Source organism: Microbacterium sp. SORGH_AS_0888 (assembly GCF_030818905.1).
GTDB lineage: Bacteria > Actinomycetota > Actinomycetes > Actinomycetales > Microbacteriaceae > Microbacterium.
Window position 1 is genome coordinate 1,170,439 of sequence record NZ_JAUTAZ010000001.1, and the last position, 14,706, is coordinate 1,185,144.

Consider the following 14,706-nt stretch of genomic DNA (forward strand, 5'->3'; position numbering starts at 1 on the left):
TTCCATCCTATCAGTGGGCGGGTCGGGCGAGCGCGAGCAGTTCACGGGCGTGTTCGAGCGCGACCTCGGAATCCGGCATCCCGGAGAGCAGACGGGCCATCTCGGCCTCGCGGTCGGCGCCGTCGAGTGTCTGCACACTGGAGGCGGTCACCGACCCGTCGTTCGCCTTGACGACGCGCAGGTGGTTGTCGGCGAACGCGGCGACCTGAGCGAGATGGGTGACGACGATGACCTGCGCGCTGCGGGCGAGGGTCGCCAGGCGCCGGCCGACCTCGATCGCCGCGGCACCGCCGATGCCCGCGTCGACCTCGTCGAACACGAACGTGGGAACGGGGTCGCCCGCGGCGATCACGACCTCGATCGCGAGCATGACGCGGCTGAGCTCGCCGCCGGACGCGCTCCGCGCCACCGGTCGTGGCTCCGCGCCCGGGTGCGGCGCGAGGAGGATCGCGACCTCGTCCCTCCCCGTCGCCGTGGCCGAGGTCGCGGTCACGGCGACCTCGACACGCGCATCCGGCAGCGCCAGGGCACGCAGCTCCTGCGTGACCGCGGTCGCAAGGCGTGCGGCGGCCTCGGTCCGAGCGGCCGTGAGCGCGGCGGCGGTCTCGTCCAGGACGGCCGCGGCGGCATCCCGCTCCTGTTCGAGCCGCTCGATGCGCGAGCCGTCGTCGTCGAGCTCGAGCAGACGCAGCCCGCCGTCGCGCGCGAGGTCGAGGGCCGCGTCGAGGCTGCCGTGTGCACGGACCAGCGCCGCCAGCACGGCTCGGCGCTCCTCGACCGCGGCCAGCTCGGCGGGACCGGCGTCGTCGAGATCGGCGAGGTAGCCGGCCACGGATGCCGCGAGCTCGGCGACGCGGTAGCCGAGCTCCTCGGCCTCGGCGGCGAACGTCGTGAGCGCCGGATCACCGCCGCGCTCGAGCGAGCGGCGGGCCTCCGCGAGGAGCGTGGCCGCGTCGGGGGCGTCGTCCTCGTTCGACAGCGCGTCATGGGCGGTCGCGGCGGCCATCCGCAGCTGCTCGAGGTTTCCGAGGCGCTCGGCGCGCAGGGCGAGCTCGGCGTCCTCTCCCGGCTGCGGGTCGGCGGCCTCGATCTCCGCGAGAGCCGCGCGCAGATCCGCCGCCTCGCGGGCGCGTTCGTCTCGGGTCCGCACGAGCTCCGAGAGCTCGACGTCGATCGACCGGGCGCGGTCGAAGGCGGCGGTGTAGGCGGCGAGGGCGTCCGCGACCGGGGCGCCCGCGAAACGGTCGAGCGCGTCGCGCTGGGCGGCGGCCGAGCGCAACCGCAGCTGGTCGGACTGACCGTGTACGACGATGAGGTGGTCGGCGAGATCCGCGAGGACACCAGCGGGAGCCGTGCGTCCTCCGACGGTCGCGCGGCTGCGCCCCTCCGCGCTCAGCGTTCGCCCGAGGAAGAGCTCGGCGCGTCCGTCGCCGAGCGGCTCCAGATCGCCGCCCGCCTCCGTCACGCGGTCGGCGACGGGCCCCTCTGCCGGCACGATCCAGGTGCCCTCGACAGCGGCCTGCGCGGCGCCCGCACGCACCGCCCCGGAGTCGGCCCGCTGACCGAGCAGCAGTCCCAGGCCCGCAACGACCATGGTCTTGCCGGCACCGGTCTCCCCGGTGATGGCGGTGAAGCCGCGGCCGAGGGGCAGGGTCGCGTCCGCGATCACACCCAGGTCGCGCAAGCGCATCTCCTCGATCACGAGGGTCCGCCGATCGAGGTGCTGTCCGGACCGCGCCAGCCGGAGACGGGCAGGTGGAACTTCTGCACGAGCCGCTCGGTGAAAGCCGGCGGATGCAGGCGGGCCAGCCGGACGGGCCGCGTCGAGCGCCGGACGACCACCCGCGCGCCGGGCGGCAGCTCGTGGGAGCGCCGACCGTCGCACCAGAGGATGCCGGTTCCCGCGTTGCGCGCGAGCACCTCGATCGCGACGGCCGCCTCGGGCCCGACCACGAGCGGTTTGGCGAACAGGGCGTGCGCCGACAGCGGCACGACCGCCATGGCCTCGACCGTGGGCCAGATGACCGGTCCACCGGCCGAGAAGTTGTATGCCGTGGAGCCCGTCGGCGTCGACACCACCACGCCGTCGCAGCCGAAGCTGGACAGCGGACGCGCGTCGATCTCGATCACGACCTCGAGCATGCGTTCGCGGCTCGCCTTCTCGACCGTGGCCTCGTTCAACGCCCAGGTCTCGTAGATGACGGTGCCGGAGACGTCCTTGACCCGGACCGAGAGCGCCAGACGCTCCTCCACCCGGTAGTCGCGCGTGATGACGCGGTCGACGGCGGCGTCCATGTCGTCGCGCTCGCTCTCGGCGAGGAAGCCGACATGGCCCATGTTGATGCCGAGCACGGGAGCTGCGGCACCCCGGACGAGCTCGGCCGCTCGCAGGATCGTGCCGTCGCCACCGAGAACGATCGCCAGCTCGACGTCGTCGAGCGGCACGTCGGCGCCGAGAGCGGGCAGCTGGGAGACCTCGGGCAGGAACGGCAGCAGCTCGCTGCGATCCTCGATCGCGAGCACCGGCGTGGCGCCGGCGGCCTGGAGCGCGGCGATCACCCGCTGCGCCGCCTCGACGGTGTCCTCCCGGTAGGCATGCGCGACGACGAGGATGTGTCGCTCCCCGTCGCTCATCCGTCTCCCGTCATGCGCTGGATCTCTGCCATCCATTCTGTCGGAGACTCGCCGTCCTCGGCGGCCAGCCGGACCAGGTACTCCCGATTGCCGTGCGTGCCGGGCAGCGGCGAGGGCAGCAGGCCGCGGGTGCGCAGCCCCTGATCCCACGCGGCCCAGAGCACGGTCTCGACGGCCTCCGCGCGCAGCGGCGGCTCGGTCACGAGACCGCCGCGCACGGCCGTGCGCCCGACCTCGAACTGCGGCTTGACCAGAAGGACGATCTCCGCAGCAGGGGCGGCGACCGCACGTACGGCCGGGAGCACGTGCACGAGCGAGATGAACGACAGGTCGCCCACGACGACGCCGGGCGCCGCGTCCACGCCGCTGGCTGCACGCAGCGACTCGGGAGTGAGGTAGCGCACGTTCATCCCCTCGATCGCGACGACGCCGGGGTCGCGGGCGATCTCCGGGGCGAGCTGGCCGTGTCCGACGTCGATCGCGATCACGGGAGCGGCACCGCGCTCTCGGAGGACCTGCGTGAAACCTCCGGTCGATGCGCCCATGTCGAGCGCGGTGCGACCGTCGACCTCGATGCCGAAGCCGTCGAGCGCGGCGAGCAGCTTGTGCGCGGCACGGCTGACGTAGTGGTCGGCGCCGGCGACCTCCAGCCGGGCGTCGACTGCGACGCGGACGGAGGGTTTGACGACGGGTCGTCCGTCGACGCTCACGAGGCCTCCGGCCACCAGCGCAGCCGCATGTGTTCGGGAGCGGGCGAGCCCGCGGGAGGCGAGGGCCGCGTCGAGCCGCTCGGTCATGCGGTGGGCGGCGCGGACTCGAGGCGCCGCGAGAGGTCGTCGAGCAGCGCCGCATAGGCCGCAGCCCGCTGCGGGAGGGGCTGCTGCTCGATGACCTCGAGAGTGGGCAGCAGTCCGTCCGCGGCGTTCACCGCATCCTCACCTGGCATGCGCCCAGGATACGCGGACCGGCCTCAGACGCGGTGGAACGGATCGGCGTAGAGCGCCTCGGGAACGCGGAATCCGAAGATCTGTCGGCCGGTGGCCCAGATCGCCGCCGCGCCCGCGCGGACGAGGTCGACGGGCCGCTCCCCCGCGCTGAGGATGACGACGTCGGCGCCGTCGATGCGCACCGCCGCCGATCCCACCGTCGTCACATCGCCTTTGACCTTGACCGCGGGGTAGGGCTCGAACAGCTCGCGGAGGTCGGAGAGGATGTAGGTCGGACGCGAGGTCGGCGGTGCCGCCAGGACGTGCTTGGGGCGATCGATTCCGGTGAGCACGAGTGCCGACTCCATCCCGGCGGCCTGCGCGCCGGCGATGTCGGTGTCGAGACGGTCTCCGATGAAGAGCGGATGCTGCGCGTCGAAGCGCGCGACCGCTTCGCGGAAGATCGGCGTCTCTGGCTTCCCCGCGACCGTCGCGAGGCGGCCGACCGCGGTGTGCACGGCCGAGACGAGCGTCCCGTTTCCGGGCGCGATGCCGCGGGCCTGCGGGATCGTCCAGTCGGTGTTGGTCGCGATCCAGGGGACGCCGCCCTCTTCCTCGGGCGTCTTCAGCGCGAACGCGGCCTCGGCCAGATCCGTCCACGCGACGTGGGGCGCGAATCCCTGGACGACCGCCGCGGGATCGTCGTCCGCGCTGCGGACGACCGTGAATCCGGCCTTCTCGACCTCGACGACGAGCCCCTCGCCGCCGACGACCAGCACGCGTGATCCGGCGGGGATGCGGTCGGCCAGCAGTCGCATGGCGGCCTGCGGGCTCGTGACGACGTCCTCCGGGGCGACCGTCAGCCCGAGCTCGCGCAGGTGGGCGGCGACGGACGCATCCGTCCGCGACGCATTGTTGGTGATGTAGCCGAGTCGACGGGACTCGCCCGCTCGGTTGAGGCTCTCGACCGCGTGCGGCAGCGCGCCGGCACCGGCGTACACGACGCCGTCGAGGTCGGCGAGGACGACGTCGACACCGTCGAGCGGTGTGCGCGAACGCGAACGGAGTCCGATCACTCCTCGCCCTCCCGATCCTCACCCTCGGTGGACGCGGGCTCGTCCGCGGCCTCGGGAGGCGCGTCCGGCGTGCCCTCGGCGGTCGGATGCCCCATGGCGTCTGCCTCGGGGTCCGCGGAGAGCTCGGGATCGTCGAGGAACTCCTCCTCGACGAGGATCTCCTCGTCCTCCCCCACACCGAGTGCCTGCGCCCAGACCTCGGCAGCGATCTCGGCGCGGCGCGCCCACTCGGCCGCCTCGGCGGAGCGCCCGAGCTCGTCGAGCACGGCGGCGCGGGCGGCGAACAGATCGGCGCTCCACTCGAACGCGTTGTCAGGGTCCAGCTCGGGGATGTCGAGCTCGCGGAGCGCGCGCTCGGGCTCCCCGAGGTCGAGGCGGGCACCGGAGAGCGCGATCGCGAGCTGGGCGCGAGCCGCCGGCGGCAGCGTCGACCGGTCGACGGCACGCCCCTCCTCGATCGCACGGTCGGGGCGTCCGACGCCCCGCTCGCTGTCGACGATCAGGGCGATCTGGTCGTCGCGTCCCGAGATGCGGCGATAGGTGCGCAGCTCACGCAGAGCGAGCGCGTAGTCTCCGATCGCGTAGGCGGTGATCGCCGCCGACTCGCGGACGACCGCCACACGGCCGGCACGGCGGACGGCGGCCTGCGCATGCGCGTGCGCCAGCGTCGGATCCGTGTCGATCAGGCGGGCGGCCATGGCAAGGTGACGCGCGACGGAATCCGCATTCTCCTTGCTGAGCGTCTTCAGCTCGTTGCGGGCGCTCGGGTGCAGGTCGCGCGCCGTGATCTCGTCGGGGAGAACGGGGTCCGCGTTGCGTGCGACCCTCTCCTCCGAACCGCGCGGCGGTCGCGACGTGCGTCCGCCGTCGCGCGACGGGCGGCGGTCGCCCCCGCGCTGGAGCCCGCCGTCGCGGCGCCCGGCGCCGTCATAGCGCGGGCCGCCGTCGCGGCGCGGGGCGCCATCACGACGAGGAGCACCATCCCTGCGCGGCGCGCCATCACGACGAGCAGCACCGTCCCTGCGGTACCCGCCGTCACGACCGGCAGCACCATCACGACGAGGAGCACCATCCCCGCGCGGCGCGCCATCACGACGAGCAGCACCGTCCCTGCGGTACCCGCCGTCACGACCGGCAACGCCATCACGACGAGGAGCACCATCCTGCCGGGAGCCGCCGCCGTAGCGCGCAGCGCCGCCGCCGCGAGGCGCGTCGTCGCGGCGCGGCCGGTCGTCACGACGCGGGGCGGCGTCGCGGCGCGGACCACCCTCGCGACGGGGACCGCCCTGGCGATGCGACGCGCCGTCGCGGGCGGGACGTCCGTCACGTCCGTCACGCGACGACGCCCTGTCGGGACGAGCCGAGCTGGAGCGGTCCTGAGAGCGCGGCGGACGCCGCCCCTCGGGCGCGTTGTCGCCGTCTGCGGAACGATCGCTCATCTCGACTCCTCCATGGTCTGTTAACGGGGAATGGCCACCCTGCGTTGGGTGGCCATTTCCTGAAAGAAGTCCGGCGGTGTCCTACTCTCCCACAGGGTCCCCCCTGCAGTACCATCGGCGCTGAGAGGCTTAGCTTCCGGGTTCGGAATGGGACCGGGCGTTTCCCTCTCGCTATGGCCGCCGAAACACTATTGATGTTTCAACCAAAAACACACAACAAAAGTCGTTTGTCGTGTGGTTCTCGACCGTACATCGAGAACCACTCAGTGGACGCGGGCACCTAGAACGGTGTGTTATCAAGTCATCGGCTTATTAGTACGAGTCAGCTGCACGCATTACTGCGCTTCCACATCTCGCCTATCAACCCAGTAGTCTGGCTGGGAGCCTCTCACCCGAAGGTATGGAAGTCTCATCTTGAGGCCGGCTTCCCGCTTAGATGCTTTCAGCGGTTATCCATCCCGAACGTAGCTAATCAGCGGTGCTCCTGGCGGAACAACTGACACACCAGAGGTTCGTCCAACCCGGTCCTCTCGTACTAGGGTCAGATCCTCTCAAACTTCCTACGCGCGCAGCGGATAGGGACCGAACTGTCTCACGACGTTCTAAACCCAGCTCGCGTACCGCTTTAATGGGCGAACAGCCCAACCCTTGGGACCTACTCCAGCCCCAGGATGCGACGAGCCGACATCGAGGTGCCAAACCATGCCGTCGATATGGACTCTTGGGCAAGATCAGCCTGTTATCCCCGAGGTACCTTTTATCCGTTGAGCGACAGCGCTTCCACAAGCCACTGCCGGATCACTAGTCCCGACTTTCGTCCCTGCTCGACCTGTCAGTCTCACAGTCAAGCTCCCTTGTGCACTTACACTCGACACCTGATTGCCAACCAGGTTGAGGGAACCTTTGGGCGCCTCCGTTACTTTTTGGGAGGCAACCGCCCCAGTTAAACTACCCACCAGGCACTGTCCCTGAACCGGATTACGGTCCGAAGTTAGATATCCAGAGTGACCAGAGTGGTATTTCAACAATGACTCCACACGAACTGGCGTCCATGCTTCACCGTCTCCCACCTATCCTACACAAGCCACACCGAACACCAATACCAAGCTGTAGTAAAGGTCACGGGGTCTTTCCGTCCTGCTGCGCGTAACGAGCATCTTTACTCGTAATGCAATTTCGCCGAGTTCGCGGTTGAGACAGTTGGGAAGTCGTTACGCCATTCGTGCAGGTCGGAACTTACCCGACAAGGAATTTCGCTACCTTAGGATGGTTATAGTTACCACCGCCGTTTACTGGGGCTTAAATTCGGAGCTTCGCTTACGCTAACCCCTCCTCTTAACCTTCCAGCACCGGGCAGGCGTCAGTCCGTATACATCGTCTTGCGACTTGGCACGGACCTGTGTTTTTAGTAAACAGTCGCTACCCACTAGTCTCTGCGGCCACCACACCCTTTTCGGAGCACGTCCGTATAAGTGGATGGCCCCCCTTCTCCCGAAGTTACGGGGGCATTTTGCCGAGTTCCTTAACCACGATTCTCTCGATCTCCTCGGTATTCTCTACCTGACCACCTGAGTCGGTTTGGGGTACGGGCGGCTAGAACCTCGCGTCGATGCTTTTCTCGGCAGCATAGGATCACCCACTTTTCATCCGCATCGTGTCTCAGCCTTCACGAGTGACGGATTTGCCTATCACTCAGCCTACGCACTTGCACCAGGACAACCATCGCCTGGCTTGGGCTACCTTCCTGCGTCACACCTGTTAATACGCTAACCGCACCAGCATGGGGTCATGCGCTAGCCCAACAGCCGCTCCCCGAAGGGTTGAGCCACTGGATTCGGGCACTTAGCACCACTGGATTAGCTTGGGCGGTTCTTCGCCGGTACGGGAATATCAACCCGTTGTCCATCGACTACGCCTGTCGGCCTCGCCTTAGGTCCCGACTTACCCAGGGAAGATTAGCTTGACCCTGGAACCCTTGGTCTTTCGGAGGACGTGTTTCTCACACGTCTTTCGCTACTCATGCCTGCATTCTCACTCGTGTCGCGTCCACGGCTGGGTCACCCCGCCGCTTCACTCGCGACACGACGCTCTCCTACCCATCAACACGGCTGGACCACGAAGGCCTACCAAAAATGTCAATGCCACAACTTCGGTGGCGTGCTTGAGCCCCGTTACATTGTCGGCGCGGAATCACTTGACCAGTGAGCTATTACGCACTCTTTCAAGGGTGGCTGCTTCTAAGCCAACCTCCTGGTTGTCTAAGCAACTCCACATCCTTTCCCACTTAGCACGCGCTTAGGGACCTTAGTTGGTGGTCTGGGTTGTTTCCCTCTCGACTATGAAGCTTATCCCCCACAGTCTCACTGCTGCGCTCTCACTTACCGGCATTCGGAGTTTAGCTGACGTCAGTAACCTTGTAGGGCCCATCGGCCATCCAGTAGCTCTACCTCCGGCAAGAAACACGCAACGCTGCACCTAAATGCATTTCGGAGAGAACCAGCTATCACGAAGTTTGATTGGCCTTTCACCCCTATCCACAGCTCATCCCCTCAGTTTTCAACCTAAGTGGGTTCGGCCCTCCACGACGTCTTACCGTCGCTTCAGCCTGGCCATGGATAGATCACTTCGCTTCGGGTCTAGGACACGCGACTCAATCGCCCTATTCAGACTCGCTTTCGCTACGGCTACCCCACACGGGTTAACCTCGCCACGTATCGCTAACTCGCAGGCTCATTCTTCAAAAGGCACGCTGTCACCCCTACCAAGGAGGCTCCAACGGTTTGTAAGCAAACGGTTTCAGGTACTATTTCACTCCCCTCCCGGGGTACTTTTCACCTTTCCCTCACGGTACTTGTCCGCTATCGGTCATCTGGGAGTATTTAGGCTTATCAGGTGGTCCTGACAGATTCACACGGGATTTCTCGGGCCCCGTGCTACTTGGGATACTCTTCACGCCAAGAGAAGCATTTCGACTACGGGGTTGGCACCCTCTATGACCTGGCTTTCAAACCAGTTCGTCTATACCTTCTTGTAACGCCGACCACTCGGCAGAATGATCAGAAAAGTCCCACAACCCCCAACGTGCAACACCTGCCGGCTATCACACACGCTAGGTTTAGCCTGTTCCGGTTTCGCTCGCCACTACTCACGGAATCGCGGTTGCTTTCTCTTCCTGTGGGTACTGAGATGTTTCACTTCCCCACGTTCCCTCTACCCGCCCTATATATTCAGACGGGAGTCACCAGGTACGCACGCGCCCTGGCGGGGTTTCCCCATTCGGACACCCTCGGATCAAAACTTGCTTATCAGTTCCCCGAGGCTTATCGCAGATTGCTACGTCCTTCTTCGGCTCCAGATGCCAAGGCATCCACCGTTTGCTCTTAAAGACTTGAAATCACATGAGTTCGAATCGTCAATCGAAATTGACTAATGATCTTTAAGATCATCTTCACGAGATGAAAAATCATCTCGAAGATGCTCGCGTCCACTGTGTAGTTCTCAAAGTACGGGCGGTACCCTCCCCCACCCCCCAAAAACAGGAGACAAGAAAAGGCCCAGAAGTCCCAGTTCGACCAAAAGGCCGGCCCGGTCCCTCAGGACCCAACAGCGTGCAGCCGCCCGCTTGCATCCCCCACCGTTCCCGATCCGAAGACCGTACTAACTGGAGTCAACCGCGCTGACGGCATGTCAAATGTTCCACCCATGAGCTCCCAGCGAAGAACATACGCCTTCGACCTGGGTTCTGGACTCCGAAGAGTCAGATGCTCCTTAGAAAGGAGGTGATCCAGCCGCACCTTCCGGTACGGCTACCTTGTTACGACTTAGTCCTAATTACCGATCCCACCTTCGACGGCTCCCTCCACAAGGGTTAGGCCACCGGCTTCAGGTGTTACCGACTTTCATGACTTGACGGGCGGTGTGTACAAGACCCGGGAACGTATTCACCGCAGCGTTGCTGATCTGCGATTACTAGCGACTCCGACTTCATGAGGTCGAGTTGCAGACCTCAATCCGAACTGGGACCGGCTTTTTGGGATTCGCTCCACCTCACGGTATTGCAGCCCTTTGTACCGGCCATTGTAGCATGCGTGAAGCCCAAGACATAAGGGGCATGATGATTTGACGTCATCCCCACCTTCCTCCGAGTTGACCCCGGCAGTATCCCATGAGTTCCCACCATAACGTGCTGGCAACATAGAACGAGGGTTGCGCTCGTTGCGGGACTTAACCCAACATCTCACGACACGAGCTGACGACAACCATGCACCACCTGTTCACCAGTGTCCAAAGAGTCCCGTATTTCTACGGTGTTCTGGTGTATGTCAAGCCTTGGTAAGGTTCTTCGCGTTGCATCGAATTAATCCGCATGCTCCGCCGCTTGTGCGGGTCCCCGTCAATTCCTTTGAGTTTTAGCCTTGCGGCCGTACTCCCCAGGCGGGGAACTTAATGCGTTAGCTGCGTCACGGAATCCGTGGAATGGACCCCACAACTAGTTCCCAACGTTTACGGGGTGGACTACCAGGGTATCTAAGCCTGTTTGCTCCCCACCCTTTCGCTCCTCAGCGTCAGTTACGGCCCAGAGATCTGCCTTCGCCATCGGTGTTCCTCCTGATATCTGCGCATTCCACCGCTACACCAGGAATTCCAATCTCCCCTACCGCACTCTAGTCTGCCCGTACCCACTGCAGACCCGAGGTTGAGCCTCGGGATTTCACAGCAGACGCGACAAACCGCCTACGAGCTCTTTACGCCCAATAATTCCGGATAACGCTTGCGCCCTACGTATTACCGCGGCTGCTGGCACGTAGTTAGCCGGCGCTTTTTCTGCAGGTACCGTCACTCACGCTTCTTCCCTGCTAAAAGAGGTTTACAACCCGAAGGCCGTCATCCCTCACGCGGCGTTGCTGCATCAGGCTTCCGCCCATTGTGCAATATTCCCCACTGCTGCCTCCCGTAGGAGTCTGGGCCGTGTCTCAGTCCCAGTGTGGCCGGTCACCCTCTCAGGCCGGCTACCCGTCGACGCCTTGGTGAGCCATTACCTCACCAACAAGCTGATAGGCCGCGAGCTCATCCCTGACCAAAAAATCTTTCCCACCAATGACCATGCGGCCCTGGTGCATATCCAGTATTAGACGCCGTTTCCAGCGCTTATCCCAGAGTCAGGGGCAGATTGCTCACGTGTTACTCACCCGTTCGCCACTAATCCAAGGTGCAAGCACCCCTTCATCGTTCGACTTGCATGTGTTAAGCACGCCGCCAGCGTTCATCCTGAGCCAGGATCAAACTCTCCGTAAAAGAAAAAAGCCACACCATCGGGAAAACGACAATGCAGCGAGTTCAATCTGACCAAAGCTGAACCATCAAAACTGACGATCCAAACGCCTCCCCCACAAAGAAGGAGGACTTTGATCCAAAGGAATCTCAACCCAACCAAAAAGGCCAGGACGAGGTAAAATTGGCATTTGACAAGTGCACGCTGTTGAGTTCTCAAGGAACGGACGCTCCAACCATCAAGTCTCACGACCATCACCGCTGGGCAACCTCACTACATCCTGTCTCGAACGAGGTATCGGATCGGCGCTTCGCCTCGACGTATCGATGCAGTGGTCCCAGATCCGGCCCTCACGAGCCAAGACCCCCATCTTATATCCCAGACGCACACTCATGCAAGCGAGCGACTCGATCGGATGGGGATTCGTTCTCCGCTTGAGGGGGCGCAGGCTCTCGGCCTCACCGCTCTCCCTGTGGGGCGAACAAGTAATAACTTACGTGACACCGCGCCCGTCGGCAAATCCGCATCGGACCCCGGGCGTGTCGCGCGTCACGGGCTCGCCACACGCCCGCGTGCGCGCTGCACGAGCAGACACAGCACGACCGTGACGACCCCCCACGCCGCGCAGGCAGGGGGCAGCACCGCGTAGCCGAGGTGGGCCGGAGTGAACTCCGGCGAGAACGGCCCCAGGGCGACGTACCCGCCGATGGCCGCGGCGAGCAGAGCGGCGGGCAGCGATGCCCACCACAGCAGCCGCACCGCATCCGGCACGATCCGTGCGACGCGTCGAGCCGGGGCACGGCGGAGCCACAGGATCCCCCAGACGCCCAGCACGCCGAGTCCGGCCGCGCTGGAGCCGTGCTGCAGCCACTTGTAGCCGGTGAAGGGTCCCCACGGACGATCGAGCACCGGAAGGATCACGGTTCCCCACCGTCCTTCGTGGGTGAACAGGTCCCACGCGATGTGCGAGGCCGCCCCGAGGGCGAGCGACACGACCAGCAGCGCCACTCCCCCGGTAGAGACCACCGTGCTGCCGCGACGCGCGAACGTCTCGTGCGCACCGCGAGCAGCACCCGCATCCCACGCCCTCGGCAGTCTGGCGGCGAGCCACCGCGGCGCGAGCTCGGTCGCCGCCGGACGCAGCACGCACCGCCACACGAGCAGCAGCACGAGGGCGACCATGACCGTCACCGGCATCCACACGAACGAGTGGCTGACGGCATAGTCGAACAGCGTGCCGCGCACGAACAGGGGCAGATCCGGAGTCATCGCCCCGACCGCGATCGCCGCAGGAACGAGCGGTGTGCGCACGAACGGCAGCGCGACGACCGCGTGGCTCGGGGTGAACGGCATCGGCAGCCTCCTCAGTCGTTGCCGCTAGCGACCGGCGCCGGCTCCCGGCGACACGAACAGGCCGGCCAAGGTCTTCTTGCCGCGACGCAGCACGGACACGCCGCCGGGCAGCGCTCCGGTCACGAGAGCGCCCTCGTCGTCGACCTTCTCGCCGTCGAGGGTGACGCCGCCCTGCGCGATCGCGCGGCGTGCCTCCGAGAGGGAGGCGACCAGCTCGGTCTCCACGAGCGCCTGCGCGACCGTCGTCTCGAGCGACACCTCGGCGTGCGGGAGCTCCTCGAGCGCGGAACGCAGCGCCAATGCATCGAGAGTGCGCAGGTCGCCACGACCGAACAGCGCCTCGGATGCCGCGATCACCGACGCGGTCGCCTCGGCGCCGTGCACGGTCGCGGTCACCTCGAGCGCGAGGCGACGCTGGGCCGCCCGCCGGAACGGCTCGGCCTCGACCTGTCGGGCGTAGTCCTCGATCTCCTCACGGGTGAGGAACGTGAACACCTTGAGTCGATCGATCACGTCGGCATCCGTGGTGCCCAGCCAGAACTGGTACATGCGGTAGGGGCTGCACATCTCCGGGTCGAGCCAGATCGCGTTGCCCTCGCTCTTGCCGAACTTGGTTCCGTCGCTGTTGGTGATCAGCGGGGTCCCGATCGCGTGGACCGAGGCGCCCTCCACGCGGTGGATGAGGTCGGTGCCGCTGGTGAGGTTGCCCCACTGGTCCGAGCCGCCGGTCTGCAGCACGCACCCGTACTCGCGGTAGAGCTCGAGGAAGTCGAGCCCCTGGAGGATCTGGTAGCTGAACTCGGTGTAGCTGATCCCCGCCTCGGAGTTCAGGCGTGCGGCGACCGCATCCTTCTTCAGCATCGTCCCGACACGGTAGTGCTTGCCGATCTCGCGCAGGAAGTCGATGGCCGACAGCGGGGCGGTCCAGTCGAGGTTGTTGACGATGCGGGCGGCGTTGTCGCCCTCGAAGCTGAGGTAGGTCTCGACCTGGGCGCGGAGACGGTCCACCCACTGCTCGACCGTCTCGCGGGTGTTGAGCGTGCGCTCCGCCGTCGGACGCGGGTCGCCGATGAGACCGGTCGAGCCCCCGACGAGTCCCAGGGGACGATGCCCGGCGAGCTGAAGACGGCGCAGAGTCAGCAGCTGGACGAGGTTTCCCAGGTGGAGGCTCGGGGCCGTGGGGTCGAAACCGCAGTAATACGTGATCGGGTCTCCGGCCAGGAGAGCGCGCAGCGCCTCGGGGTCGGTGGACACATGCACGAGTCCGCGCCAGACCAGCTCATCCCAGACGTTCTCGAACGTGGGATCGTTGGCGGGGGCGGTCGCGCTCACGACGGGCGTAGACACGCGTCCCACGATATCAGCGGGACTCCGCAGCGCTCCGGCGGCCGCGTCGGAGGCCGATGCCACACTGGACGCATGCTGACGTTCACCCCGGATGCCCTCGTGACGGCGATCGTCTCGATCGCGCTGTTCCTCGCGCTCTGCGCAGCGCTGATCCTGGTGACCGTGAGCCTGCGCAAGCCGGCCAACCTGCCGCTCGGCGTCGCCGCGGCTCTCGTCGTGCTGTGCCTGATGACCGTGGTCGTCGTCCCGGAGAACGCCGCACCGATGTTCGGCGTGATCCTGGCTGTGCTCGGGGTGGCCGTCGCCGTGATCGGCGGCGATCCGATGACGCGGCGCATCCTCACGATCGCCACGCGCGGCCAGGTGCGCGAAGGCACCGCCGGCGGCATCCTCGTGTTCGAGTCCCGTGCGGACGCCGACCCGCAGGAGGTCATGCGCGGGGGCGCCGTGATCGGATACCTCGAACGGCTGTCGGTCGTCGTGGCGATCATCGCGGGCTACCCCGAGGCGATCGCGGTGGTCGTGGCCGTGAAGGGCATCGGCCGCTTCTCGGAGCTGGCCTCCGCCGCGGCGCGCGAGCGGTTCATCGTGGGCACCCTCGCGAGCCTGCTCTGGGCCTGCCTCGTGGGTGCGCTCGTACGGCTCGCCCTCTGGTGAAG

At 65.9% G+C, this 14,706-nt stretch carries 10 protein-coding genes and 3 rRNA genes; 1 reads left to right on the forward strand and 12 read right to left on the reverse strand.

Going from position 1 to position 14,706, the window contains the following annotated elements; all coding sequences use genetic code 11:
• Nucleotides 1–10: 10 nt before the first annotated feature.
• From recN to tyrS, 12 genes are all read right to left on the reverse strand, one after another.
• On the reverse strand, nucleotides 11–1,702 hold the full coding sequence (gene recN, locus QE381_RS05825; RefSeq protein WP_307216311.1) for a DNA repair protein RecN: 1,692 nt from the start codon (nucleotides 1,700–1,702) through the stop codon (nucleotides 11–13).
• A complete protein-coding gene (locus QE381_RS05830; protein WP_307216313.1) occupies nucleotides 1,699–2,634 on the reverse strand; it encodes an NAD kinase in 936 nt (311 codons plus the stop codon). The genes recN and QE381_RS05830 overlap by 4 nt, the downstream gene beginning before the upstream one ends.
• Nucleotides 2,631–3,431: a TlyA family RNA methyltransferase gene (locus QE381_RS05835; protein WP_307216315.1), complete on the reverse strand. Its 801-nt coding sequence runs from the start codon at nucleotides 3,429–3,431 to the stop codon at nucleotides 2,631–2,633. The genes QE381_RS05830 and QE381_RS05835 overlap by 4 nt, the downstream gene beginning before the upstream one ends.
• Complete coding sequence (locus tag QE381_RS05840; RefSeq protein ID WP_307216317.1) at nucleotides 3,428–3,580, reverse strand: hypothetical protein; 153 nt, start codon at nucleotides 3,578–3,580, stop codon at nucleotides 3,428–3,430. The genes QE381_RS05835 and QE381_RS05840 overlap by 4 nt, the downstream gene beginning before the upstream one ends.
• A 24-nt stretch (nucleotides 3,581–3,604) precedes the next feature.
• Entirely contained in the window at nucleotides 3,605–4,633 is a 1,029-nt protein-coding gene (locus tag QE381_RS05845; protein ID WP_307220407.1) for an HAD-IIA family hydrolase, read from the reverse strand.
• On the reverse strand, nucleotides 4,633–5,334 hold the full coding sequence (locus tag QE381_RS05850; RefSeq protein ID WP_307216318.1) for a hypothetical protein: 702 nt from the start codon (nucleotides 5,332–5,334) through the stop codon (nucleotides 4,633–4,635). The genes QE381_RS05845 and QE381_RS05850 overlap by 1 nt, the downstream gene beginning before the upstream one ends.
• A gap of 47 nt (nucleotides 5,335–5,381) precedes the next feature.
• On the reverse strand, nucleotides 5,382–5,972 hold the full coding sequence (locus tag QE381_RS05855) for a hypothetical protein (RefSeq protein ID WP_307216320.1): 591 nt from the start codon (nucleotides 5,970–5,972) through the stop codon (nucleotides 5,382–5,384).
• A gap of 171 nt (nucleotides 5,973–6,143) precedes the next feature.
• Nucleotides 6,144–6,260 (reverse strand): 5S ribosomal RNA (gene rrf / locus QE381_RS05860).
• Between the two features lie 107 nt (nucleotides 6,261–6,367).
• A 23S ribosomal RNA gene (locus tag QE381_RS05865) occupies nucleotides 6,368–9,469 on the reverse strand.
• 378 nt (nucleotides 9,470–9,847) lie between these two features.
• A 16S ribosomal RNA gene (locus QE381_RS05870) occupies nucleotides 9,848–11,370 on the reverse strand.
• Together the 16S, 23S and 5S rRNA genes form the textbook arrangement of a ribosomal RNA operon.
• A 526-nt stretch (nucleotides 11,371–11,896) precedes the next feature.
• The gene (locus QE381_RS05875) at nucleotides 11,897–12,700 is read right to left on the reverse strand and encodes a DUF4184 family protein (RefSeq protein ID WP_307216322.1); all 804 of its coding nucleotides are present in this window, start codon (nucleotides 12,698–12,700) and stop codon (nucleotides 11,897–11,899) included.
• A gap of 24 nt (nucleotides 12,701–12,724) precedes the next feature.
• Entirely contained in the window at nucleotides 12,725–14,047 is a 1,323-nt protein-coding gene (tyrS, locus tag QE381_RS05880; protein WP_373426916.1) for a tyrosine--tRNA ligase, read from the reverse strand.
• Nucleotides 14,048–14,119: 72 nt separating this feature from the next.
• Here tyrS and QE381_RS05885 point away from each other — a divergent pair, with 72 nt between their 5' ends.
• On the forward strand, nucleotides 14,120–14,704 hold the full coding sequence (locus QE381_RS05885) for a hypothetical protein (RefSeq protein WP_307216324.1): 585 nt from the start codon (nucleotides 14,120–14,122) through the stop codon (nucleotides 14,702–14,704).
• The last annotated feature ends 2 nt before the right edge of the window (nucleotides 14,705–14,706 follow it).